Here is a 25,120-nt window from a genome sequence, read left to right as displayed (position 1 = left end):
GCACTTTGCCAGGGATGTAACCCCTTTGTCACAGTAAAGGAATCGGCGCGCGTCATAGACGTGTGCCCTTTTCTATGTCTTAAGAAGTCATTAGACATAACCGCATGCGGTTATGTCTTTTTTGGTTTCTGAGAAAAGTGACAGTGGGGAAATGAAGTGATCCATGTAAGGAGGATGGTGAAATAGTCAATCAGAAAGCATAACTGTAGGAAAAAGTTAGGAGGGATTAAGTTGTTCTCTATTTTACGGAAATTGAGCTGGTTTTTTAAACAGCATTGGAAACGGTATAGCATTGCTATTGCTTTATTGATTTTTGGGGGTATTCTCGAGGTCATTCCACCAAAATTAATCGGAATGGCCATTGATGAAATAAACGTAGGAAGCTTAACCTGGGAAAGCTTACGAAATTATTTATTTTTTTATGGAGGGTTATTGCTCGTCGTCTATATCGTCACATATATTTGGATGTACCAATTATTTGGTGGTGCCTTTCTAGTTGAGAGGGCGCTCCGATCTAAATTGATGAAGCACCTCCTTAAAATGACGCCATCCTTTTATGAGAAAAACCGAACTGGAGACCTGATGGCAAGGGCCACAAATGATCTAAAAGCTGTCTCCCTTACCGCAGGATTTGGTATTTTAACATTAGTAGATTCAACGATCTTTATGTTTCTTATTTTGATTACAATGGGCGTTCTTATTAGCTGGAAATTAACGCTTGCGGCTATTCTTCCTCTACCCCTTATGGCTCTTGCCATGAATCGTTACGGAAAAATCATTCATAAGCGCTTTACAGCTGCCCAAGATTCGTTCGGAGATATGAATGATCAAGTACTAGAATCGATTGCAGGAGTTCGAGTAACGCGTGCTTATGTACAAGAAAGGGCAGATCAGCAGAAGTTTCAGAACTTAACGGAAGATGTATATAAGAAAAATATTGAAGTAGCAAAAGTAGATGTTTTATTTGAGCCAACTATTAAAGTTCTTGTCGGGATTAGTTATTTAATTGGGTTAGGGTATGGAGCGTATCTCGTTTTTCATAAAGTCCTAACACTCGGAGAACTGGTGTCATTCAATGTGTACCTGGGGATGCTCATATGGCCGATGATTGCGGTTGGAGAGTTGATCAACGTCATGCAGCGAGGAAATGCATCGTTGAACCGTGTCTTAGAGACGCTGTCTCATGAAGAGGATGTGAAAGAACACCATTTTCCTCAATATCTGGATACACCAGGTACGATCGTTTTTGAAGATGTTACTTTTACGTATCCCTCTTCATCTGTTACGAATTTACAAAATGTTTCATTTACTCTGAAGAAAGGCCAAACATTAGGCGTTGTAGGGAGAACAGGTAGTGGGAAAACGACATTACTGAAGCAACTTTTAAGAGAATATCCAGTCGGTAAAGGGAAAATCAAAATTTCTGATGTGCCGATCGAAGAAATTTCTCTCGAAACTCTGCAAAACTGGATTGGTTATGTTCCTCAGGATCAGATGCTTTTCTCAAGGTCGGTGAGAGAAAATCTTCTGTTTGGTAAAAATAATGGAACAGATCAAGACATTGATCGAGTGCTGCGGCTATCCGACTTTAAAAAAGATATACATGTGCTCCCTGAAGGGCTTGAGACGCTTGTTGGAGAAAAAGGCGTCGCTTTATCAGGTGGACAGAAACAAAGGGTATCCATTGCGCGAGCTCTAATGATTAATCCTGAAATATTAATTTTAGACGATGCAATGTCTGCCGTTGATGGAAAAACTGAAGCACAAATTATATCCAATATTCGCAATGAACGTTCTGGGAAAACGACGTTTATAGCCACGCATCGTTTGTCGGGTGTTCAGCATGCTGATTGGATTATCGTTCTTGATGAGGGCAAGGTGATTGAGGAAGGAACTCATAAAGAGCTTCTTTCTAAAAAGGGATGGTATCGTGACCAATTTGACAGACAGCAGCTTGAGGATTCATTGAAGGAGGTGCTGTAAATGAATCGACAGGTAGGAAAGCGATTAGTTAAGTATGCACTGGGTTTTAAGAAAAATATTCTTATTGCTTTACTCTTATTAATGGTAGCTGTTACAGCAGAGCTCTCTGGGCCTTTCATTGCGAAACGTATGATTGATGTCCATATTATGGGGATTGAGTATCCCTGGTATGAAACAGATCAGGGAGAAGAAGCTGTTAAATATGATGGGGACTGGTATAAACGAAGTGATCATTTTGGGAGCGATGAATTTAAAGGAGAGGAAGTAAGGATTCTTCAGGTAGGTCGCGACTACTATTTCGTTGATGAAGCGATCGCATACGATGGAGAACGGTCGGTTGACGACAACCTTATCACGATTCAAAAGGATGGGGAACAACAATCCTATCAAGCTAAAGAAATAAGCAATGAAGAACTGCTTGCCTTTTATCAACCGCAAATAGAACCGATGGTCTGGTTAATAGCGCTCTACTTTGGGCTTCTATTGTTCGCATCCTTTTTTGAATATGGGCAGGGACTTCTATTGCAAACCTCTGCTAACCGTATTATTCAAAAAATGAGAACGGATGTTTACTCCCAGATTCAGCGTTTGCATATCAACTATTTTGATAATTTACCAGCCGGTAAAGTTGTGGCAAGAATTACGAATGATACGGAGGCAATAAGAGAGCTTTATGTGACGGTGCTCGCAACGTTCTTCACAAGCATCTTTTATATGACAGGGATATTTATCGCCTTATTCTTGCTTGATGTAAAGCTTGCGTTGATTACATTAACGATTGTGCCACTCCTTCTGATTTGGATCTTCGTTTATCGTAAATATGCGTCGAAATTCAATAAGGTCATTCGAACAAGGATTAGTGATATTAACGAAATGATCAATGAATCCATTCAGGGCATGTCGATAATAAGAGCTTTCAAACGTCAAGAGAAGACTGAAGCGGAATTTGAAGAGCTGAATGACAGCCATTTTACTTATCAAAATAAGCTATTGAATTTGAATTCCTTAATGTCACATAACCTTGTGAACATTCTACGGAATATTTCATTTGTAGTATTGATTTGGTACTTTGGGGGAGCTTCATTAACGGCTGGGTCTATTGTGAGTCTCGGTGTTCTTTATGCTTTTGTGGATTATTTGAATCGCTTATTTCAACCCGTTACAAATATGGTGAACCAGCTAGCTAATTTAGAACAGGCTTTAGTAGCGGCGGACAGAGTTTTTGAGCTTCTTGATGAAAAGGGGGAAGATGTATCAGATGGTGAATTTCCTCGTTATGATGGGAATGTCACTTTCGATCATGTTTCGTTTGCATACAAAGCAGAAGAATATGTGTTAAAGGAACTATCATTTGAAGCGAAAAAAGGTCAGACGGTTGCCCTAGTGGGGCATACTGGTTCAGGGAAAAGTTCAATTATGAATTTATTATTCCGATTTTACGATAACCAAAAAGGAACGATCTCTATCGACGGTCAAAATATTCAAGATATTCCAAAGCAGCAGTTAAGACAGCATATGGCGATCGTGCTCCAGGATCCATTCTTGTTCACTGGAACGATTGCTTCGAATGTAAGTCTTAATGATTCCTCGATCTCAAGAGAAAAAGTTGAAAAGGCTTTAAAAGATGTGGGAGCAGAGCAGCTGCTTCGATCTCTTCCTAACGGGTATGATGAGGCAGTGATCGAAAAAGGAAGCACGCTTTCTTCGGGGCAAAGACAGCTGATCTCTTTTGCAAGGGCACTAGCGTTTGACCCTGCTGTCTTAATTCTTGATGAGGCGACTTCGAATGTTGATACCGAAACAGAAATGATTATTCAAAATGCGCTGGATATTTTAAAAAAGGGTCGTACCACATTTATCATTGCTCACAGACTCTCAACAATTCGAGAGGCTGACCAAATCCTTGTTCTTCACCAAGGTGAAATCGTTGAACGAGGCGATCATGATCAATTGATGAAGCAAAAGGGAAGGTACTTCCAAATGTATCAGCTTCAACAAGGGAAAAAGGTTGAGCAGGCTGTTTAGTAGATATCAGTAGATGAAATGAATCAAAGCCGTAGCTTAAGCTACGGCTTTGATGTTGGAGGGTGCAAACCCCATTCTTTTTCTATTAGATATGTTAGGTATACTGTTGATTCTCGATCTTTGGCTTATTTTAGTGAACTCTTTATCTCACTCGTCTTTCAGTCTGAAGAGAGTAATAAGTAGTTGCATCTATCGTTGAGAGGGGCGGAATCCAGCTTGTTCGGCTTCATCTGTGTTACAAAACATTTCTTCTGCTTTCGTAATCTCGTAATATGATCCTTCAGGAACGTGGTAAATTTTATCTCCTTTAGAATTAATGTTCCCTTTAATGTCACAACCTTGTTGAGATCCCTTGTCAGTAGATGTGGAGTCAGATGCTTCAAAGGATTCGTTAAATCCTTCTTCGCGAACGTAATCTTCAATACTCCAAATGCCTTTGCCTTCTTCTTGAGCCTTACGCTGAATTTCTTGGAATGTATCAACGTACTTTACGTTTGGCTGATAAATATAAGCAACTCTTGCTAGTCCTTCTTCAAGGAGCATCTCATTAAACATCTGATCGCCAATCCATACGTAAGCAAGCAGTCGACCGTATTTGTCGCGTTCTGAAACATCTATCTCGACACCAATTTCTTTTCCTTCTAGTTGATTCTTAGCAAACTGGGAGGCTTCAGGTCCATAGGGTTGTACAGGTTTACTCGGATGCTTTGTTTCCGGAGTGTCAACGAGAAGGAGTCTAATTGTTTCTTCTCGATCTTCAAGAGTTACTTTCAATGTATCGCCATCAACAACTCGATCCACTGTTGCCGGAATTGTGTTTTCTTTTATTTCTGTATCAGATGTGAGTGTAGCGCATGCAGATAAAAATACGATGATAAAAAGAAAAGGCAGTCTTATTCGTATCATTTGTTACTCTCCTTTCCGTTCCACTTAGGTCTTAGACGCCCATATTAGGCATAATCTAAAAGGGGGGTGATCCAATTGAATCACGGATGTATTTACTGTGAGAAAGAATTGCTCTTCCCGTGGGAACGACGAAGATTGGTTTGCGATGAATGTCATTATGCAATATCAAACACCTATCATGAAGATTATAGAGAAATTGGTGAAAGAAAAATAGAACAGAAAGCCCGTCATTAATGACGGGCTTTTCTTTGAGTGTTCTAGTTCAAGCGTTCCAATATCTCCGTTTCTAAACGCTCGTCTTCGCTTTTCATGTCTAGCTGCGCGGGCCAAATCCTTCGGCTGTTTCGCCCAATCGAATGAGACAAAAAGCGTCTCAATCTCATGGGCTCCAACATCCTGCGGATTTAGGCAGGCCCGCTTCGCTTTTCTTAATACCTTTTAACGGCTAGGGTGCAGCGGGATATGCAGATTAGTTCTTCTTGTTCGTCTACGATGTTGATTTCCCACACCATTGTTCTTTTGCCGATGTGGATTGGTTCGGCGATGGCTCGGACGACGCCGTCTTTTTTGCTTCGGAGGTGATTAGCGTTGATCTCCATCCCAAAAGTTGCTTCGTTTTCTGAATCTAGATTAAGTGTGCCGCCTATGCTGGCTGCTGATTCTGCTAGGGCTACTGATGCGCCACCGTGAAGAAAGCCAAGTGGTTGATGAGTGCTTGGTCCAACTGGCATTTCGAGAACAACTTTTTCAGGTGTTAATGTAATGGCTTTAATGCCGAGTGCCTCTAACATTGTATTTGCAAATTCCATCGTATTACCCCCATTTTTATGTACTTATTTACAGTATACACGAGGCTAACGTGAGAAAAAGAGAAAAGTTAGCGATCGATAGGCTGTAGCATTTCTAAATAAACTCCTTTTTACTTTCATTCAGAGAATAGAGGATTATTTTCACGAATTTATGCAAAGGTGAGGGAGTGGTTCATAAATATAAAAAAGTCAGAGACCAAATGGATCTCTGACTTTCTCATCGTGTTAAATGAAATAGGCTAATAATAAACCAATGGCCATTAACAGTCCGAATTGTGTATGCATTTGAGCAGTTGCTTGCATAGCAGGCATCATGTGAGCTGCTTTTGTTTTTCCTTCAAATAAGCGGATGGCTTTAAATGCTTTAGGGATGCTTAATATTATCAACAAAAGCCATAAAGATGAATCAATTGTAATAATAAGTCCAACCACCCAGAGGTAGGATACGATAAACATACCTTCTAAAAATGTTACAGCCTTATCATGTCCGAGAAGAATCGCAAGTGTTTTACGTCCTTTTTCTTTGTCGCCTTCTAAGTCACGAATATTATTCGCCATGAGGATACCGCCAACTAGAATGGATATAGGAATCGAAACGAGAATGCTTTCAAACGTAATCACACCTGTTTGAATAAAGAAAGAAAGTAATACAAGTATTAGTCCCATAAATACACCAGCAGCAATTTCACCAAATGGTGTGTAGGCGATTGGATACGGACCGCCAGTGTAAAAGTACCCTGCTGCCATGCAGATTGTTCCAATAACCGCAATCCACCATGTTGTAAGGACACAGATATAAACACCTAAAAGAATCGCAATGCCGAAGAAAATAAAAGCAAGGTTTAATACTGTTCTTGCACTAACACCATCTCGTACGATAGCGCCCCCAATTCCTACACTCCCAGCGTGATCGAGACCCCTTTTGAAATCATAGTATTCATTAAACATGTTTGTTGCAGATTGAATAAGAATAGATGCGATCATCATCGCCATAAACAATCCAAAATGTAATGTATGACTTTGAAGGGCAAGCATTGTGCCCAGAAAAACCGGGACGAAGGAAGCAGTTAATGTATGCGGCCTGAGTAAACGCCACCATACCTGCCATGTTGGTTTTGAAGGCGTGACTTTGTTCAGCTTATCGTTGCTGTTATTCATACGCTCTTCCATATAATTGTGTCTCTCCCTTTAGTAATAAACTTCTTATAAATTCCCCTTGTGACCATTATAGTTTAAAAAAATGGATAAGGGGTGTCAATCCTTTTGTCAATATCAAGAAGTCTCTGTCAATAGAGGAAAGTAGCGAATTTCCCTTCAAACGAAAGAGAAATGAAGGTTATTCTAAGTTTGAGGTGGGTAAAAGTAGTTATTCTTCCATTCAAAAACGATCCTTCGTTCGAAGGATCGTTTTTGAATGATTAATAATATGGGTAAGGATATGGGTATGGTCTGAAGAACGCAATACTTCCTAGTCCTACTCCTAAAAGACCGCCAAGAAAACCTCCTGCAAGTGCTCCGAAGAAAAACATGCCTGGTCCTTCGGGATGTTGTGGTCCGTCACAATTGCGATTTAAAGGGCGGATATAAACAAATTCATTATCAACTTCTTCAACGTGACCTCTATGCAATTGACCGTCATGACACTTGATTTCAACACATTGTCCTATGTGTTGACGACAAACCCCATGGTAATAGTGTCTGGACAATATAGACCCTCCCTTATGCATTAGTTTATAAACGACTGCAAAGCAGCGTCTACTTTTATCAGTGTATGCTCACTATTTTTTTTGCTAAGGGCACTTGCGGAACATTAAAATGGTTTTTTTCTATGAGATGGGGAATCTATACATAAGAACCATTCATACGGTTAAACAGCTTCGTTGACAGTCTTAGCCAGACAGGTGTATCCTTTAATTAACTGTGGCCGAGGCTAACTCGGTCTGCTTTTGCATGGACAGAAAGTTGGGGGGAGAAGACGGTGTCTACAATACAACATCAAGAATTATTTAGCCTGCTTCATCAAGGTGTAAGTAAGGCAGAAAAGCGGGGAACGTCCGTGCTTGTTAGTCAGGTGCTATCAGTAGCTGCTGTCGATCCCCTCTCCTTTTATGCTGCAGGTTCGTTTACTAACGAGAATGATCGAACATTCTGGTCGGACCCTGAGAATGACACGACAATAGTGGGCCAGGGTTGTGTGAAGCAATTTGAGGCTCAAATCGATCGTTTTCGTTCAATTGAAAGTGATTGGCAAACTTTTTTAGAACAAGCGATCATAGAGGGGGCTCCTTCAAGGCCAGGTGTTGGACCGGTTCTGTTAGGTGGGTTTTCATTCGATCCAACTGCCCCAGATAGCGGTGAATGGGATTCCTTTCCTAAAGGCGGGATGGTTCTTCCAGAATTAATGTTAACTTCAGCTGGAAACCATGCTTGGCTCACACTCAACGCAATTGTTAGCGCAGGAGATAATGTGGAAGTTATATCTGAAGCGCTTTTAGATAAGCATGATCGTCTTTTTGAGAAGCTTACGTCTCATGCCTATGCAGATGTCGATGCTATTTCAATAGAAGAAATACGACCTCAGGAATGGAAAGAAACGGTCAGAAGTGCTGCTGCTAATATTAGAAATGGCCATCTTGATAAAGTCGTTTTAGCGAGAGAAATTAAGCTCCAGTCGACTCAAAACTTTTCATCAACCCAAACACTGACAAATTTAAAAAAACAACAAATTGATAGCTATGTTTTCGCGTTTGAATATGGAGACAAATGCTTTCTTGGAGCTTCACCTGAACGGTTAGTCAAAAGAGATGGACAACAAGTGTATTCGACTTGTCTTGCGGGCTCTATTCAACGAGGTGAATCGAAGGAAATGGATGATGAACTTGGACAAGCACTTCTTCATGATCAAAAGAATCGAATTGAGCATGATCTTGTCGTTCAAATGATTCGATCAGCTATGGAAGAGGAATGTGAATTTGTTCAGGTACCGTCAAGGCCGGAAATTCTTAAAACGCCTCATATTCAACATTTATTTACTCCTGTTGTAGCAAGGGCTGGTAGAGAGACAAGCCTTTTTCGTATGGTTGAACGGCTTCATCCTACCCCTGCGCTTGGCGGTTATCCTCAAAAGGAAGCCGTAAATGAAATTAAGCGAATAGAGAAGCTTGATCGAGGTTGGTATGCAGGACCTGTTGGTTGGGTTGATTATCAGGGAAATGGAGAATTTGCTGTAGCTATACGCTCTGGTTTACTTAAAGGAGAAGAAGCAACGCTATACGCTGGGTGCGGTATAGTTGGAGATTCTGACCCTGATAGTGAATATGAAGAAACCAAAATGAAGTTTAAACCAATGCTAACAGCTCTTGGAGGTAAGAAATATGACTGACCAGGAAATACTAGCAAGTTACGTAGGGTCATTTGTTGATGAGCTTGTACGTTCAGGTGTTAAACATGCTGTTATTAGTCCAGGATCGCGTTCTACCCCGCTCGCAATGGTCATGGCTGAACACCCGTTACTAAACGTTTGGGTGCACATCGATGAGCGATCTGCTGGTTTTTTTGCGCTTGGCATGGCCAAATCGCATAAGGAACCTGTCGCACTTCTATGTTCTTCAGGTACGGCTGGCGCTAATTACTATCCTGCTGTTATTGAGGCTGCACAATCCAATATACCGTTGATTGTTTTGACTGGCGATCGCCCGCATGAGCTTCGTGATAATGGAGCTCCACAGGCGATTGATCAAATCAAGCTATATGGGGACTATGTGAAGTGGTTTATGGAAATGGCGATGCCTTCTTCCTCTTCAGATTTAAATCGGTATATCAGAACTGCGGCTTCTAGAGCGACAGCCGTTTCTTCCGGTCTCCCTGCTGGACCTGTGCATCTTAATTTCCCATTTAGAGATCCCTTGATACCAGATCTATCCTATTCAGGTCTTTTTTCAGATGGTAGGGAGAATTATGAACCGTGGGTAAATGCGGCAGATCACATACGTGTTTTAAACGAAGATGCAGTCACAGATTATGCAAACAAATTAGCTGGCAAGAAAGGTATTATTGTGGTCGGACCTCAGGATAACGACGAATTAGCTGAACCGCTATTTGCTCTTGCTGAGGAATTAGGTTATCCGGTTTTAGCAGATCCACTTTCAAAATGTCGGCATATTGATTCTCCTAATCTTGTAGAAGGGTATGACGCCTTTCTTAGGGGCGAGGTGGATTCAGAGCTATACCCTGAAGTAGTGATTAGATTTGGGGCGATGCCAGTTTCAAAAGCTTATATGCTCTTTATGAAGAGTGTAGCAAGCCCTATTCATATAGTTGTGGATGAGAGAGGATGGAGAGACCCTACTCTTTATAGTTCTGACATGCTTACAGTTTCCTCTGTATCGTTTGTAAACAGTCTTCTTCCTGCTGTGCAAAGCAACAACTCTACTGAGAAGCGGTGGTTACACAAATGGAAGGCCATTAACCAAACGACTCTCACCTTACTTCATGAAGATTTAGGAACTGACGAGCTATTTGAGGGCCATGTGTTTAGAGAATTAGGGAAACTGATGAGTGCGAATGATCTCCTGTTTGTAGGGAATAGCATGCCTATTCGCGATATGGAGAACTTTTTCTTGCCAGAGAATTCTCGACCTACTGTAATGGGGAATCGAGGAGCGAATGGTATTGACGGTATTATTTCAACAGCTCTTGGAGCAAGTACAGCCTATTCTTCTAGCGTGCTGGTGATTGGTGACCTTTCTTTCTACCATGATATGAATGGTCTGCTTCTAGCTAAGCTATATGAGATCAATATGACGGTTATTGTGGTTAACAATGATGGCGGAGGGATTTTCTCATTTCTACCTCAGCGCAAGCAGGAGAAGCACTTTGAGAAACTCTTTGGCACACCACATGGACTAAATTATGAACATGCTGCCGCATTATATGAGGCAAGTTTTGAACGCGTATGGAATTGGGAAGAGTTTAGTTATGCGTATGAGAAAAGTCAGAATCACCATGGGCTAAGCATAATTGAAGTTCCAACTGATCGTGATGCCAATCTTAGGCTTCATCGAGAGATGTTCGCGAAGGTTTCGAAGGGAACAGCAATAGTCCTGCAGGAGAGTTTTAAATCATGATTTATACCGTTGGTGGACAACCTTTTCATGTCGAAATCGCAGGAGAAGGAGAACCTCTTCTATTATTGCATGGATTCACAGGATCGAGTGAGAACTGGTCTTCTTTTATGAAAAGATGGTCCAGGCTATATAAAGTGATTGCAATCGATCTTATCGGTCACGGCGAAAGTGCGAAACCGAATGATGCTTCTCAATATACTATGGAATCTATGGGGAGTTACTTGAAACAACTATTAAATTCACTTGGGATCGATCAACTCCATTTGCTTGGCTATTCCATGGGTGGACGTTTTGCTTTGTCATTTGCTGTCCAGTACCCTTCGCTCATTAAAACGCTTATTCTGGAAAGCAGTTCACCTGGGCTTTCTACGGAAGATCAAAGAAGAGAACGAGTGCAGAAAGACCATGCACTTGCCAGGCGAATTCAGAAGGAAGGTATTGAAGATTTCGTAACCTTCTGGGAATCTCTTCCGTTATTTTCTTCGCAGAAGAAACTTTCACCAAGTATTCAAAGTGAAATAAGAAAGCAGCGTTTGAGCAATAATGAAATAGGACTAACAAATAGTCTAATTGGAATGGGAACGGGGGCACAGGCTTCCTATTGGAGTGTGTTAGAGAAGATAACCTTTCCAGTCCTTCTAATAGTTGGGGAGTACGATCAGAAGTTCATTTCAATTGGGAAACAGATGAAAAAAAAGATTCCTCAGGCTGATTTTGTGCAAATTATTGGCGCAGGGCATACAATTCATGTAGAAGAACCTGAAATCTTTGATAAAATGGTAGTAGCTTTTCTAAAAAAGCATGCAGATTCTAATCTGTAAATTTTGTTACATAAGGAAGGAGAATTTCTAAATGATTCAATGGAAGACTGAACGAGAATTTGAAGATATTCTTTACGAAACGTATGATGGTATTGCTAAGATTACAATCAACCGTCCAGAGGTGCGCAATGCATTTACGCCAAGAACGGTTAACGAATTAATTACCGCTTTTTCATTTGCGAGAGACAATTCAGATATTGGTGTTATTGTTCTAGCAGGAGCTGGAGACAAAGCTTTCTGTTCTGGCGGTGACCAAAGTGTTCGTGGTCATGGTGGTTATGTAGGTGATGATGAGATTCCTCGTCTAAATGTCTTGGATCTTCAACGCCTCATTCGTGTTATCCCTAAGCCGGTTGTTGCAATGGTATCAGGTTATGCGATTGGAGGAGGACACGTCCTTCACGTGGTATGTGACCTGACAATTGCTGCAGATAATGCTATTTTTGGTCAGACTGGCCCTAAAGTTGGTAGCTTTGATGCTGGATACGGTGCAGGATACCTTGCTCGTATCGTAGGTCATAAGAAAGCTCGTGAAATCTGGTACCTATGTCGTCAATACAATGCACAAGAAGCACTTGATATGGGACTTGTTAATACGGTTGTTCCACTTGATCAGCTTGAAGCTGAAACAGTACAGTGGGCACAGGAAATGCTTGATAAGTCACCAACAGCCCTACGCTTCCTTAAAGCTTCTCTTAACGCAGATACAGACGGTCTTGCAGGACTCCAGCAAATGGGTGGAGACGCAACGCTTCTTTATTACACAACTGACGAAGCAAAAGAAGGACGCGATTCATTTAAAGAAAAACGCAAACCGGACTTTAAACAGTTCCCACGTTTTCCTTAAATCGATTGCTTGAAACAGCTTGATGGATTCCCATCAAGCTGTTTTTTTCAAATAGTCTATGGTAATGAAAGAAAGGATGTTAAAGATGGATACGATGCCAAATTGGCTACATAAACGTGCTTCTATGACGCCTGAGCGAGTGGCGCTTATCGATAATGGCAAACAGTTAACTTATAAACAGTTACAAGAAAAGGCAGTTAAGATGGCAAATGCTCTAAAAGCAAAAGGGATCGAAAAAGGAAAGCATGTTGGTTTTTATATGGAGAATGGATTAGACGCTGCCGTTTGTTTACATACTCTGATGTACATTGGGGCTGTCATTGTTCCATTGAATCATCGATTAACAGGACCAGAGATATCTTTCCAAATGAACGATGCTGAGATTTCCTATGTGATCACTGACAATTCACTTGAGAAGAAAGCTAGTGACGCAAAACAAAGTCCGGTAAATATAATCATCTGGGAAGATCTTCACCCAGGTGCTTATCAGTTAGAAGAGCTACAAACAACTATTGAGTTACATCAGCTTCATACGATTATGTACACTTCTGGCACAACTGGAAAACCTAAGGGTGTTATGCTTTCATATGGTAACCATTGGTGGAGTGCGATCGGTTCCAGTCTTAATCTTGGTTTAGATATGAATGATCGCTGGCTGTGTGCGGTTCCAATGTTCCATATGAGTGGACTTTCTATTCTATTGCGAAGTGTTATTTACGGAATCACAATGGTTATTCAACAACGGTTTGAACCGCGTGTCGTTAATCAATCGATTCAAAAAGAACGGATTACAATTGTATCGGTAGTAAGCGCTATGCTGAAAAAAATGCTCGATGACCTTGGAACCGATCATTACCCCGAAACATTTCGCTGCATGCTTCTTGGAGGTGGTCCAGCTCCATACCCGCTTCTTTCTACTTGCGAGGAGAAGCATATTCCTGTCTTCCAGACATTTGGTATGACGGAAACTGCCTCTCAAATTGTGACGCTTTCACCTGAATATATGCTAGATAAACAGGGGTCAGCTGGAAAGGCGCTTTTCCCATCAGAGATTATGATTAGTCTTGATCATAAATCCCTTTCTGCTTTAGAACATGGAGAGATTCTCGTGAAAGGACCTACGATTACAAAGGGGTATTGGCGAAGGGATGATGCAACAAGAGCTGCATTTGAAGACGGGTGGCTTCATACAGGCGATATTGGTTATCTGGATGAAGATGGCTTTCTCTTTGTATTGGATCGAAGGAAAGACCTTATTATATCTGGTGGTGAAAATGTGTATCCCGCAGAAATTGAAGCGGCGATCCTTGAGCATGTAGATGTGGAGGATGCAGGAGTAACTGGGGTTAAAGATGAGCAATGGGGAGAAGTACCTGCAGCATTTGTTGTTAGTAAGAATCGCTCTTTGACGGAACAGCAGCTGCTCGATTATCTTTCAGAACGTCTTGCGCGTTACAAGCTACCTAGAACGATTACTTATGTGGATAGCCTTCCTAGGAATGGGGCAAATAAGCTACAGCGAAATTTATTAGTAGATATGAGTGATACGATATGATGCAACTGGAGAGTGTTACTCTACGTCATATTCGAATGAACCTAAAATCCCCTTTTAGTAACAGTTTGGAAACAGTCACTGCTCGAGATTTAATTATCGTCGAAGTAAGAGATTCTGAAGGGGAAGTAGGTTTTGGAGAAGGAGTTGCCTTTACGTCGCCCTGGTATACAGAAGAGACGCTTCAAACTTCCTGGCATATGCTAAGAGACTTCATCATTCCTAAACTCAAAAACCAACTCATTGCTCATCCGTCCGATGTGGAAGGAATACTAGCGGGCATTCGAAGAAATCCAATGGCTAAATCTGCGATTGAGGGTGCGATCTGGGACTTATATGCTAAAAGAGAAGGAATTAGCCTCTCAAGAGCATTAGGTGGTTCTTCACAGAAGATTAAGGCAGGAGTTGCCGTAGGCGCTTCGGATCCTTCAGTTATGCTAGAAGAAATCCATAGAAGAGTTGATGAGGGATATGAACGAATTAAAGTGAAGATCAAACCTTCGCAGGATATTTCGATTCTAGAAGCAATACGTCATTCTTATCCAAACTTATCGTTAATGGCAGATGCGAACTCAGCATATTCTCTGCAAGACATCGATCGTTTAAAAGCACTTGATCCATTTCATTTGCTGATGATTGAACAACCTCTAGCAGCTGACGATATCGTAGATCATGCGATTTTACAAAAAGAGATTGAAACACCGGTCTGTTTGGATGAAAGTATACATTCTTATGATGATGCCCGTCGAGCGCTCGATTTAAATAGCTGTAAGATTATTAATATTAAACCCGGACGTGTTGGAGGGTTATCCGTTAGTAAGAGGATCCATGATTTATGTAGTGAAAGGGGGATACCTGTTTGGTGTGGTGGCATGTTAGAGTCCGGAATAGGAAGGGCGCATAATATCGCGCTTTCTAGTTTGGCTAATTTCACAATACCAGGAGATGTCTCTGCATCAGCACGGTACTGGGAAAAAGATATTATTGAACCTGAAGTGGAAGTGGAGAACGGTTTGATTACTGTTTCTAAAGAGAATGGGATCGGATACGAAATAAACTGGAAAGAACTTGAGAGAGTGACGGTTTCTAAAGAAGTTTATTAACATAGCTAGGGAAAAGATAACAAAAGGCAGAACCTTCTAAAGGTCCTGCCTTGTTTTTATACTTCAGAATTTTTTGCGATTCGCGCATCGAATATAAACGGTCCGAATGGGATAACGGAGGAGACAACTGCGAGCGCGGCTTTAATGAAAGACCAGCGCTTAACGATTGTGACATATAGAATTACGGCAAGATAGAGAACAAACAGTCCGCCATGTAACGCTCCAACAATCGTTACGGCCATAGGGATATCCATCATATATTTAAGGGGCATCGCGATTCCTAATAATAATAAAAATGATATTCCTTCTGCGTAGCCGACGCCTCGGAATAGTTTCAATGGTTGTTTCAACAATGTATTTCACTCCTTCATCATTAGCTGATGTGATCTGCTTCACATAAACAGTTACAGGCAGTTTACAAATAGTATATCAATACTAGTCCTACAATAGAAGTTGAAGTTTTATCGATTTCTTGACAGTTTGAATGCAAATACTCCTAATCAATTTTTTATTCACAGAAAATTTAGTACTAAGGCATTGTTTTCAAATGTTTTGTAAGTGATGATTGCTTATACGTGCCTTTATCGAGTAGAATGAATGAGGGTAACAATAAATCAACTCTGAAGGAGATTTGTATGAATAATAACAAAAAGGCAATCTTTATATACATTCCAAAGTCCAAAGTTGATGAAGCCAAAAAAAACATGAAGAAGAATGATTAATAGACGATAAAAAACAGTCGAACCGTAATGGCTCGACTGTTTTATTTATGATGAATTAATAAATTTCAATTGCTCAATTTTACAATATTAAATAAATGAAATGATAGCTGCAATCACAGCAACCGCGCCAATGATCATAAGGATTGTACGTACCATTGCTATTCCTCCTTGATAAAGTCAATTTAGTTCATATATAACTATATTTTTGCTGCCTTCTAGAATAATGCGCTGACAACAAATGCTACTACAACAACAATACCGATAATAACGAGAACTTGTTTTAACATAATGACTTCCTCCTCTAATATAGCAATGTCCTTTGCTACTATTGATATACCCTATTCATTTTTTATATCAAACCTTTTTTTGAAATAAATAGTTATAAATGACTACTTTCAGAAGAAAATACTTCAAGTTACAAAGCGATTTATGAATAGCGTTCCAGTTATCTGGGTTTTTATGCTTGAAAAATAAAAAGAAGCCTTCCTTTATTTGGAGGCTTCTTCGTTTATTTAAACATTTGTTTCTGAGTGGGTAACTATTGTTTAGGATGTACCTTCATCCGCTCTTGCTGGAAAAATTCTTTTAGCTCCGGGTTAAGTAAGTCCGGCTCCTCATCATTTAAGTTCAGTCTGATCAGCTTGCCTTCAAGGTAATCCATAATACCGATAATCGTACCGTTTCCAAGCTGCTTCTGAAAGATGGTTTCGTAACGAATGCTGCTCATCGGAGCCCTCCTGTTGCGCGTTTTTTTCTACTATAGCACGTTTGGAGAGCGAATTATTGAAGTTAAACTTCTCTTAAATAATTTGTAATCAAAGCGCAACAAAGCTTAACACAGTGACATAGTTCAGTCTTTTTGAACAGGCTTTTGCGAAATGATCATTGGCTTATCACATAAGGGGCATTGCTTTTGATCAGGTTGTTTCTTATCCTCTATTTTCATCCATCCTTTGCAAAATTCACTACTGCAAACCCATGCTTTCACCGTTTTACCTTCTTGTTGAATTTTCTTCTTGAAGGCATCCGTTAAGAAACGAGAGACGGGTGTTTGTTTACCAAGGTGTTTCTCAGGGGAGCAAATATAGAGCTCTTCCTTTGCACGTGTAATGGCAACGTAACAAAGGCGACGTTCTTCCTCAAGGTCAGCAGTCGGATTTTTCATATAGAGCTGCTTATGAGAGGCTTCTTTGTCTTTCATCGTATTGAGCGCAGAAACGTGCGGTAGAATCGTTTCTGAAGCACCAATGACGTAAACCACAGGGAATTCAAGCCCTTTAGCCTGGTGAATGGATAGTAGTGAAAGCGCGTTAGAGGCGCTAGCTTTTTGTTTATGCTCATTGAATCGTTGTATGATTCGATCGACGTAGGCAAGGAACTCTGGGATGGTTTCAAATCGTGAGCTCGAGAACTCAAGCTCGTCCATCATTTCTTTAAGAGTAGTCTTATGCACAGTTAATGCTTCGTCATTTGCGCTGTCCAGATGTTTCATATAGTCATCTCGTAACAATTGAATGGCTTTCTGGGGTCGATGACGTTTAGCTTCTTGAACAAGGCGGACACGTCGATCTATCGATTTTTTTTGAAAATCACGTAGTGTTTTCCATGATTTTAAATGTAACAAAGGAAATTCAACTGGATCAACAAAATTTTCCATCTCAATGTGGCGCATACCTGATTCTTGATTAATAAAAAGGGATGGGAGTATGGCGGCTGTCGCATCAAGATTTTGGTGCTCGTATGCGAGGCGAAGGTGCTCCATCATTCCTTTAATAATTGATTGCTCGTAAAAGACCTGTTTCATTCCCTGTGCGTTGAAAGGGATGTCCTGTTCAATCAACTGCTCGAAAATGGCTCTAGCATTCGTATAAGTTCTTGTAAGAATGGCAATGTCTTTCCACTCTCGCTTCTTTTCTCGAATATGACGGAGGACATAACCTGCTTCGTCTTCTGTTGTAGCAGGGCGAAGATAGTATGGTTGCTTTCCGTCTTTGTCTGTAGCGTTCATCGTTTTCGTTCTTCGATACGTATTGTGCTTAATTACATGGTTTCCGAGTCCAACAATGGGTGGAGCTGATCTATAGTTTGTATCCAGCGTTACGACGGATGCCTCGGGATAAGCACGATCGAACTCTAAAATAATTGAGCTATTTGCACCATTAAAAGAATAGATAACTTGATCATCGTCACCCACTACAAATAAGTTGTTTTGAGGAGCTGCAATTTGTTTAATTAATTCATATTGAATTGGATTCGTATCCTGGAATTCATCTACTAAAATATATTGAAATCGATTTTGCATTTTTTGAAGTAGAGCGAGATTTTGATTGAATTCTCGATACATATAGACAAGAATGTCATCAAAGTCAATATAGCCATTAGCCGTTTTCCACTCTTCATATTCAGAGTAGGCTTTCTTTAATTCTTCTGTTTCTTTACTGTCAGGGATATCTGCAGGCTCCATCATTTTAACTTTGCAGGCAGATATTGATGAAAGCATAATCTCTGGTAAAGATGCTTCAGGACTCTTCATTTTTTTTAGAATATTCTTCATTATAATTTGTTTGTGACGATCACTATTCAATATTTTTTGGTTATAACCGAGACTCCTTAATAATTTCAAGAAGATAGAATGAAATGTTCCTGCTGTTAATCTTCCGGAGTCTTGAGAAGAGACACCTGGTAAGTGACTGATACGCTGTCGCATTTCTTCAGATGCCTTTCGAGTGAAAGTAATGAGTAGAATACTAGAAGGATCTTTTTCCTTTACTGTCATTAGAAAAGCTGTTCGTGCTGTTAAAACAGATGTTTTTCCACTTCCGGCTCCGGCAATTGTCAAAAGAGGGCCTTCAGTATGCTTTACTGCTTTTGTTTGAGGTTCATTCAGACGTATACCTTTTTCCTCTAAAGCATGAAAAAAAGCCTGCTCTGCTTTATCTTCCAATGGTCTGAGAGACGAGTGGGGTGTTAAAGGAGCAGATAGGTCCAATTCAGTCACTGCTTGATGCGGTGTTGTAGTAAAATTCATGATCATCACCTGAACTATTCTTATGGATTCATCCCTTCATTTTAACATAAATTTAGGTGTTTTCGTTTTTAAGGAAAAGATTAATATTTATCCGAAAAGGGTAAAGTGACAAGCAGGATAGGATAAAGAGGAGGAAAAATCAATGGAAAAATTTATTCAAGTTGTAGTGGATCATGATAAAAAACAATTTCATGTGGAGTCAGAAGCGACCGAAGCAACCAACTATGATGCGCGAGTTGAAGAAGCAAAGAAACAGGGACGTGACGTTGGATCATTTCGCTCTAGGCTTGATACTGTTGAGAAAACCATTGATGCTGCTCAACATGAATACAAAGGGTATCGTCATTTAGAAGAAAGTCCTGTTTAAATTTTCATGGAGGTGAGAAGCAATGGTACGTGAGACGTATTTTGTAACACCTAAAGGTGAGCTTCATGAGACAAATGTTGGCACTCAAATGAATGCCTTTGAAATTAGAGCAAGTCAAGAAGAGAAAATGGAAATGGAACGTGTAATTGAGAAGTTGCGCTCTCAGAAATATGTGCAACAAAATGATTTCTTTTCACTGAATCATTATGATGAAAGTGAAGTAGACCGTCATCGAGATTGGACGGATGAAGCAATTTATGAATTATATAAGATGATCCATCGACTAGGCACACCTCATACAAAGCAACAAATTGATCAAATGGGCGTATTATCAGCTCTAAACCACAATACAAGAAATTGAGGATGAACAACTAGTTTTTCTCCATGAACTCCGCTCATGCCCTTCCTAAATGGAATCAACTACATAAAGTAATAGTGTAGTGAATGAATTTTAACGAGGGGGATAAAGATGAGCGGAGGATATGGTAAAGGTTTTGCGTTAATTGTTGTTCTGTTTATTTTACTAATTATTGTTGGAGCTGGCGCAATGGGCGGCGGTTGTGGTCCTGGACCAGGTTATGTAGGCGGAGCAAACTACAATCCTTATTGTTGCTAAATCATAAAGAGAAGCCGGCTAATATTAGCCGGCTTTTCTTTATGTATTTCTCTGTTTTTTATGTTCTAAAAAAAATGAAATCAAAAGTCCTTCTATTAAAACACAAAAACTATGCTGTAAAGAAGGAAGCTGAACAATACTAAATAAAATGGATTGTATAACTAATAACGATAAAATCATGTTTCTCAGTGGATAATCGTTACGGAGAATAACAAGAAACGAGTCTCTCATTTGTTCTTTTTTGATTGCTAAAAGCTGGTTTTGAGTGACCCATAAAAGGATTGGGACCATTATGTACGATGAGTACTCTCCTCTTAGATAATAGAGAATCAATGCTCCGAGTCCAATTAATCTGATATACACCCATGTGTAGTTTCCTTTACGAAAGAAAATCCTAATCAATAGAAAGGTCTGTGCGTTAGACACTGGTATCAATTGAATAATCCAGTGCAAATACTTTCTTGCCTTCACTTTATTCTGTAAAGAAGGCACATCGACGAATTGGTTTGCGAATTGCTCAAACCGAGCAGTTTGTGATGATTCAAGTTCAATCAATCTTTCCCACTGAAGCATCGAGTTTTGACGAAATAGTAAGTAAAGGTATGTAATGGGAAACATAAGGAATAAGGCACCAATAAAAACATATCCTTTCATGGTGAAGGAAAGAATAGTGAAATTGCTAATGAAAAGGTAAAGACGCAGCCATTTTTTCTTCGTGAAGTAAGATCGTATGATCGTAAAAAAAGACAATATAAAGAGCAAGAGTATCATGACATAAATCCATGTTAGTAATTCCAAAGGAATTTCTAAATGAATGAGGGCAGGAGCACTTACTAAACTAACGATTAAAATTATCGGCAGTGAACGAATCAAAGAATAGAAGAAAGTATATTTAATGTATTGCCTCATACGATCTTCACATGCGATTAAAAAGACGCGATCCGCTTGAAAGAGAAAGAACTTTCCTTCAAGAATACTTAGTACTACGCTCATGATGAGGGCGATCGCAAATAGGAGTGGAAATGGCTCAGGTATAACATCGATTAAACGTTGATAATAAACAATTCCTATTGCTCCGCTTAGCAATAAAGCGATCAAAAATCCGCCTTGCATGATGTAAGACAAATACTTAAGTCGATGCCGCAGATAATTATTAAATCGAATCTTCCATAATTCTCCCAATAAATCACCCCTCTCCCGAAATAAATTATGAAAAATCGAAACATTCTGCTATGTCTTTTCGTATAAGTAGTGTATCCAAAAGAAAATAGCAAAAATCCTTTCATTGCTATGGTAAAAAAGACTTAATATATCTCTAGTTTGTTTGACACCTAATAGGATGAGGTATGAAATCAATATAAAGAAATTCTACTATACTTAAAGGATGAGTGACATGAAAAAATACATAGGTTTATTAATGTTTGTAGGTGCACTAACTTTCACTTCGGGTTGTGGCGGAGAATTATCAAAAGTTGCTGCTGATCATTCAGAAATAGTGGTTTCTACTCTTGAGAATAAAGCAGAAGCAAAGACGGATTCAGTTGAAAAACCAGAAGTTGAGAATTTATCTAACGAACTTATCAATCATATTATTCAGGATACAGATGAAGAGGGTAAAGTTAAACAGTTTCAAACAATAGCAGAGGTTGAGCAGGACTTACAAAAGATAACCTCAAAAGAACTCGCTTCTGAAATTGCGGATGTTTATTTTGCAGAGCGTGAAGGTGATCTTTACTTAGTACCAACAGAGCTATTCCCGTGGGTGAATACTGATGAGTCATATGAACTGGAGAAACTTAATGAATATGAATATGAACTGACACAATCGAATGAGTCTGACCTTTATGGCTCTTACACAATAAACATCCATTTTCTTTATGAAAACAACCATTGGATCATTAATGATTTTGAGATTAAATAATTCAAACGCACGGAACTTTTGGTCCGTGCGTTTTATTTTTTGTACAGGTAGATTGGACAAGCACAGGCTACTCTTTTACAATAAAGTAAGAAACTAAAGGACGAGGTTATCAAATGAGCGAATTTATGTTTACAGATTACTATCATAATCAGGTAACATTTTCTTTCGAGGATCATCCTTACTCTCCCGCACCAAAACATGTTTGGGTTATTTGTCGCCTCGAAAAACAGTGGCTGTTAACCGAGCACTCTCGAAGAGGCATTGAATTTCCAGGTGGGAAAGTGGAAGTAGGAGAGAATGCCGAAGAAGCCGCGGTGCGTGAGGTATATGAAGAAACAGGTGGAGTTGTTAAGCATCTTCAATATGTAGGTCAGTATCGTGTTGAAGGAAAAGGCGGGACAATTATTAAGAATGTCTATTATGCTGATATTGATCGTCTCGTAGACAAAGAAGATTATATGGAAACAAAGGGACCGGTGAAGCTAACAACACTTCCGAAAGATATTCACTTAAATGAGCGTTATAGCTTTATGATGAAGGATCAAGTACTTACTTATAGTCTAAAACATCTTAATTATTTGTAATGAGAAAAAAGTCCAGTTCATTGTACTGGACTTTTTTGCTCGTAATTATACAAAATCCAATAAGTCACTTTCTTCAAACAAATAACAGATGGAGAATGCACTATTCATTGGCAGAGCCTCTTTCAGTAATTTCCCTGCCAGGTTCAACATGAATGGTGGCATTTCGAACGTCATGATCCTTCTCTAACTGGGCTTCTATTTTGTCCGTAATCGTATGCCCTTCTTTAATATTTAAATGAGGTGCTACCTCTACAACGGCATCGACAATAATATCATTTCCGGCCATCCGTGCTTTAATATCCACTAATGTTTCTACCCCTTCAATGTTTTGGATCGTCGCCTCTATATCATTCAATTTCTCTTTATCAAATCCATCCGTTAACATGAGTGATGAATCTTTAAAGATATCATAAGCCGTTTTGCATATGATAAGACCTACAATAAAGCCTGTAAGAGGATCTAGCCAATGCATGTTAAAGTGAGCACCTATAATTCCAATAAAAGCACCTAGACTAACGAGAGCATCTGATAAATTGTCTTTAGCTGCAGCCATTAGTCCGAGGCTATTCGTTTTTTTAGCGAGGCGGTAGTTAAAAAGATAAACGCCTCCCATAACGATCATTCCAAAAAAGGCAACCCAGGCAGAGCTAAGTGGAGGAGAGGAGACTTTACCACTGAGTAAGACAGTAGCTGTATGGAAGAGGACTTGTATTCCAATCGCAAACATAACAAATGAGGCGAATAGAGAAGAAACGGTTTCTGCTCGAGAATGGCCATATGGATGGTTCAAGTCTGGTGGCTTAAGAGAGATTTTCATGCCAATTAAAACAGCAATGGATGCCACGATATCTGATGCGTTATTCCATCCGTCTGCTAAGAGGGCTTCTGAACCAAAGAGATACCCTGCGCCTAATTTGATCATTGAAAGTAGTAAGTAAGCTGTTATGCTAAGCCATACACCTCTTAGTGCGCTCATTGTTTTCACCTGTCTTATATAAGAATATGTTCTTCTATATGCTAGCAGATGGTATTTGGGTGGGTCTATAGCAATCATTTTGCAAGTGGTAAGACGTGTAGGAACCCATCATATTTGTGAGTGGTGGCTAACTAGTTTGCCCAATCACAACAAAATAAGCCCCTCTTAAGAGGAGCTAGTGTTTAATTAATTTCCGTTCTAACCATTCGACCCCTAAATACATGATTGATGAGAGAATCGCAATCATAAATAAGCTCAGTAAAACCAATGTGAAATTAAATACTTGGAAGCCATAAATAATCATATAACCAAGACCTTGTTTTGAAACGAGAAATTCCCCAACAATAACGCCGACCCACGATAAACCCACATTTACTTTCAAGGTCGAGATAATCGCTGGAAAGGAAGATGGCAGAATAACTTCAAAGAAGATCTGGCGCTTATTACCACCAAATGATCGAATCACTTTGATGAAGTTAGGTTCAACAGTATGAAATGCGTGGTAGATCACAAGAGTAGTAATAATAACGGAAATAGAAGCACCCATCGTAATAATGGAGATGTAACCTGGACCAAGCGCAACTATGATGATCGGGCCAAGAGCTACTTTAGGCATGGAATTCAATACAACAAGATACGGATCTGAGATTCTAGAAGCTTTGCGTGACCACCATAGAATTGCCGCGAACACGGTTCCAAGTACTGTTCCAAGAAGAAATCCAGCAATTGTTTCAAGTAACGTTACACCAGTGTGTAACAGTAATGAACCATCTGTTACTTTTGTTATAAAGAGAGAAGCAATTTTAGAGGGGTAGCTAAATAATAACGGATCGATCCATGTGAACCGTCCTGCTAATTCCCATAAAGTGAGAAATGCAAAGAGAATACACACCTGAAAACCCAATATTTCATTTCTTTCCCTTTTCAACTCTCTTAGATAATGTTGATGCTTATGTTTAAGTTGGAGATGGTTCAAGAGAATCAAGCTCCTTCCATATCAGCTGGAAATTCTCAGGGAAAGCAGAATCATTCCTAGCTTCAAAAGGAAGTAATTCTTTAAGGGAAGCTGGGACTTGAAAAGTTCTCGCGATTTTCCCGGGACGAGGCGATAAGAGGATGATGCGGTCTGACATCGCAATCGCTTCTCCAATATCATGAGTCACCAGCAAGGCGGTTTTTCGATGCTTCTTTAATGTTTTAAACACGAGGTCTTCGAGTTTTAATTTTGTTTGATAATCAAGTGCAGAGAAAGGCTCATCTAATAACAGTAGATCAGGATCTGTTGCAAGTGTGCGAACGAGAGCTACGCGTTGACGCATTCCACCTGAAAGCTGATCAGGATAGGCCGAGCGGACATCGCTTAACCCCATGCTATCCAATAATTCCAATGTTTGTTCTTTTTTATCCGCTGTCAACTTGTTTAGAAGCTTTAATCCTATAAAACAATTTTCTTCAATTGTTTTCCAAGGAAACAAGTAATCCTGTTGAAGCATATAGCCCATTCGTTCGCCGGGAGATTTTATAATTTTATTTTGTAGAGAAACGCTCCCTTCAGTAGGTTTTACTAATCCTGAAATGATCGACAACAGAGTAGATTTCCCGCATCCACTTGGCCCAAGGAGGGAAACGAATTCTCCTTCTTCAATAGCGAAAGAGAGGTTGGAAATCGCTTCTTTGGCAGCGTTTTTCGTTAAATACACATGTGAAATAGCGTTGAGTTGAAGGAAAGACATT

General features: G+C 39.8%; 23 protein-coding genes and 1 pseudogene. 13 read left to right on the top strand and 11 right to left on the bottom strand.

All coding sequences use genetic code 11. From position 1 onward, the window contains the following. The first annotated feature begins 231 nt into the window (after window positions 1-231). Window positions 232-1,983, top strand: coding sequence for an ABC transporter ATP-binding protein (locus AC0VYH_RS16785; RefSeq protein WP_430241886.1), 1,752 nt, complete (start codon window positions 232-234; stop codon window positions 1,981-1,983). Further along, entirely contained in the window at window positions 1,984-4,008 is a 2,025-nt protein-coding gene (locus tag AC0VYH_RS16780; protein ID WP_475372774.1) for an ABC transporter ATP-binding protein, read from the top strand. Between the two features lie 189 nt (window positions 4,009-4,197). On the opposite strand, the gene AC0VYH_RS16775 is transcribed toward AC0VYH_RS16780, so the two are convergent. The 4 genes from AC0VYH_RS16775 to AC0VYH_RS16760 form a co-directional block, all read right to left on the bottom strand. After that, complete coding sequence (locus tag AC0VYH_RS16775) at window positions 4,198-4,914, bottom strand: thermonuclease family protein (RefSeq protein WP_430241890.1); 717 nt, start codon at window positions 4,912-4,914, stop codon at window positions 4,198-4,200. A 428-nt stretch (window positions 4,915-5,342) separates the two neighbouring features. Further along, window positions 5,343-5,723, bottom strand: coding sequence for a hotdog fold thioesterase (locus AC0VYH_RS16770; protein WP_226614868.1), 381 nt, complete (start codon window positions 5,721-5,723; stop codon window positions 5,343-5,345). A gap of 225 nt (window positions 5,724-5,948) precedes the next feature. Then, entirely contained in the window at window positions 5,949-6,881 is a 933-nt protein-coding gene (locus tag AC0VYH_RS16765) for a 1,4-dihydroxy-2-naphthoate polyprenyltransferase (RefSeq protein WP_430241904.1), read from the bottom strand. Window positions 6,882-7,141: 260 nt separating this feature from the next. Further along, window positions 7,142-7,429, bottom strand: a complete 288-nt coding sequence (locus tag AC0VYH_RS16760) for a hypothetical protein (RefSeq protein ID WP_194219658.1) — start codon at window positions 7,427-7,429, stop codon at window positions 7,142-7,144. A gap of 272 nt (window positions 7,430-7,701) precedes the next feature. Here AC0VYH_RS16760 and AC0VYH_RS16755 point away from each other — a divergent pair, with 272 nt between their 5' ends. From AC0VYH_RS16755 to menC, 6 genes are all read left to right on the top strand, one after another. After that, a complete protein-coding gene (locus AC0VYH_RS16755; RefSeq protein WP_475372773.1) occupies window positions 7,702-9,105 on the top strand; it encodes an isochorismate synthase in 1,404 nt (467 codons plus the stop codon). Then, a complete protein-coding gene (menD, locus tag AC0VYH_RS16750; protein WP_475372772.1) occupies window positions 9,098-10,849 on the top strand; it encodes a 2-succinyl-5-enolpyruvyl-6-hydroxy-3-cyclohexene-1-carboxylic-acid synthase in 1,752 nt (583 codons plus the stop codon). The genes AC0VYH_RS16755 and menD overlap by 8 nt, the downstream gene beginning before the upstream one ends. Then, the gene (gene menH, locus AC0VYH_RS16745) at window positions 10,846-11,670 is read left to right on the top strand and encodes a 2-succinyl-6-hydroxy-2,4-cyclohexadiene-1-carboxylate synthase (RefSeq protein WP_475372771.1); all 825 of its coding nucleotides are present in this window, start codon (window positions 10,846-10,848) and stop codon (window positions 11,668-11,670) included. Before menD ends, menH begins: the two co-directional genes overlap by 4 nt. 31 nt (window positions 11,671-11,701) lie before the next feature. Beyond that, on the top strand, window positions 11,702-12,517 hold the full coding sequence (gene menB, locus AC0VYH_RS16740; protein WP_194219187.1) for a 1,4-dihydroxy-2-naphthoyl-CoA synthase: 816 nt from the start codon (window positions 11,702-11,704) through the stop codon (window positions 12,515-12,517). Window positions 12,518-12,602: 85 nt separating this feature from the next. After that, window positions 12,603-14,072: an o-succinylbenzoate--CoA ligase gene (locus tag AC0VYH_RS16735; protein ID WP_475372770.1), complete on the top strand. Its 1,470-nt coding sequence runs from the start codon at window positions 12,603-12,605 to the stop codon at window positions 14,070-14,072. Continuing rightward, the gene (gene menC / locus AC0VYH_RS16730) at window positions 14,072-15,172 is read left to right on the top strand and encodes an o-succinylbenzoate synthase (protein WP_475367506.1); all 1,101 of its coding nucleotides are present in this window, start codon (window positions 14,072-14,074) and stop codon (window positions 15,170-15,172) included. The genes AC0VYH_RS16735 and menC overlap by 1 nt, the downstream gene beginning before the upstream one ends. Before the next feature lie 56 nt (window positions 15,173-15,228). Here the strand turns inward: menC and AC0VYH_RS16725 are convergent, their stop codons facing one another. From AC0VYH_RS16725 to AC0VYH_RS16715, 3 genes are all read right to left on the bottom strand, one after another. Further along, window positions 15,229-15,525 (bottom strand): DUF3817 domain-containing protein, encoded by a 297-nt coding sequence (locus AC0VYH_RS16725; protein ID WP_430245994.1) that lies wholly within the window; start codon window positions 15,523-15,525, stop codon window positions 15,229-15,231. A 907-nt stretch (window positions 15,526-16,432) separates the two neighbouring features. Continuing rightward, complete coding sequence (locus AC0VYH_RS16720; RefSeq protein WP_194219190.1) at window positions 16,433-16,621, bottom strand: hypothetical protein; 189 nt, start codon at window positions 16,619-16,621, stop codon at window positions 16,433-16,435. Window positions 16,622-16,744: 123 nt separating this feature from the next. Next, window positions 16,745-18,922, bottom strand: a complete 2,178-nt coding sequence (locus AC0VYH_RS16715) for a UvrD-helicase domain-containing protein (RefSeq protein ID WP_475365649.1) — start codon at window positions 18,920-18,922, stop codon at window positions 16,745-16,747. A gap of 142 nt (window positions 18,923-19,064) precedes the next feature. Here AC0VYH_RS16715 and AC0VYH_RS16710 point away from each other — a divergent pair, with 142 nt between their 5' ends. From AC0VYH_RS16710 to AC0VYH_RS16700, 3 genes and pseudogenes are all read left to right on the top strand, one after another. After that, complete coding sequence (locus tag AC0VYH_RS16710) at window positions 19,065-19,289, top strand: hypothetical protein (protein WP_430245990.1); 225 nt, start codon at window positions 19,065-19,067, stop codon at window positions 19,287-19,289. A 22-nt stretch (window positions 19,290-19,311) separates the two neighbouring features. Continuing rightward, window positions 19,312-19,650, top strand: a complete 339-nt coding sequence (locus tag AC0VYH_RS16705) for a hypothetical protein (RefSeq protein WP_194219193.1) — start codon at window positions 19,312-19,314, stop codon at window positions 19,648-19,650. A gap of 108 nt (window positions 19,651-19,758) precedes the next feature. After that, a pseudogene (locus AC0VYH_RS16700) lies at window positions 19,759-19,830 on the top strand (YjcZ family sporulation protein); the annotation flags it as partial. 114 nt (window positions 19,831-19,944) lie between these two features. Here the strand turns inward: AC0VYH_RS16700 and AC0VYH_RS16695 are convergent. Then, window positions 19,945-21,087 carry an ABC transporter permease gene (locus tag AC0VYH_RS16695; RefSeq protein WP_475372769.1) on the bottom strand — a complete coding sequence of 381 codons (1,143 nt, stop codon included), beginning with the start codon at window positions 21,085-21,087 and terminating at the stop codon, window positions 19,945-19,947. 211 nt (window positions 21,088-21,298) lie between these two features. On the opposite strand from AC0VYH_RS16695, the gene AC0VYH_RS16690 reads away from it, so the two are divergent. Together AC0VYH_RS16690 and ytkD are read left to right on the top strand one after the other, a co-directional pair. Continuing rightward, entirely contained in the window at window positions 21,299-21,826 is a 528-nt protein-coding gene (locus tag AC0VYH_RS16690) for a hypothetical protein (RefSeq protein ID WP_475365647.1), read from the top strand. 113 nt (window positions 21,827-21,939) lie between these two features. Then, window positions 21,940-22,410, top strand: a complete 471-nt coding sequence (ytkD, locus tag AC0VYH_RS16685; protein ID WP_430245984.1) for an RNA deprotection pyrophosphohydrolase — start codon at window positions 21,940-21,942, stop codon at window positions 22,408-22,410. A gap of 100 nt (window positions 22,411-22,510) precedes the next feature. Here the strand turns inward: ytkD and AC0VYH_RS16680 are convergent, their stop codons facing one another. The 3 genes from AC0VYH_RS16680 to AC0VYH_RS16670 all read right to left on the bottom strand — a co-directional run bounded on the left by AC0VYH_RS16680 (window position 22,511) and on the right by AC0VYH_RS16670 (window position 25,119). Next, window positions 22,511-23,386 (bottom strand): cation diffusion facilitator family transporter, encoded by an 876-nt coding sequence (locus AC0VYH_RS16680; RefSeq protein WP_475372768.1) that lies wholly within the window; start codon window positions 23,384-23,386, stop codon window positions 22,511-22,513. A gap of 175 nt (window positions 23,387-23,561) precedes the next feature. Beyond that, window positions 23,562-24,362 carry an ABC transporter permease gene (locus tag AC0VYH_RS16675; protein ID WP_194219199.1) on the bottom strand — a complete coding sequence of 267 codons (801 nt, stop codon included), beginning with the start codon at window positions 24,360-24,362 and terminating at the stop codon, window positions 23,562-23,564. Continuing rightward, complete coding sequence (locus tag AC0VYH_RS16670; RefSeq protein WP_475365644.1) at window positions 24,343-25,119, bottom strand: ABC transporter ATP-binding protein; 777 nt, start codon at window positions 25,117-25,119, stop codon at window positions 24,343-24,345. The genes AC0VYH_RS16675 and AC0VYH_RS16670 overlap by 20 nt, the downstream gene beginning before the upstream one ends. Window position 25,120 lies beyond the last annotated feature (1 nt).

The sequence above is a fragment of the Anaerobacillus sp. QJM3NY_32 genome, from assembly GCF_056173645.1.
The sequence above is the reverse complement of the archived record's forward strand: the minus strand, read 5'-3'. Positions and strand labels throughout refer to the sequence as shown.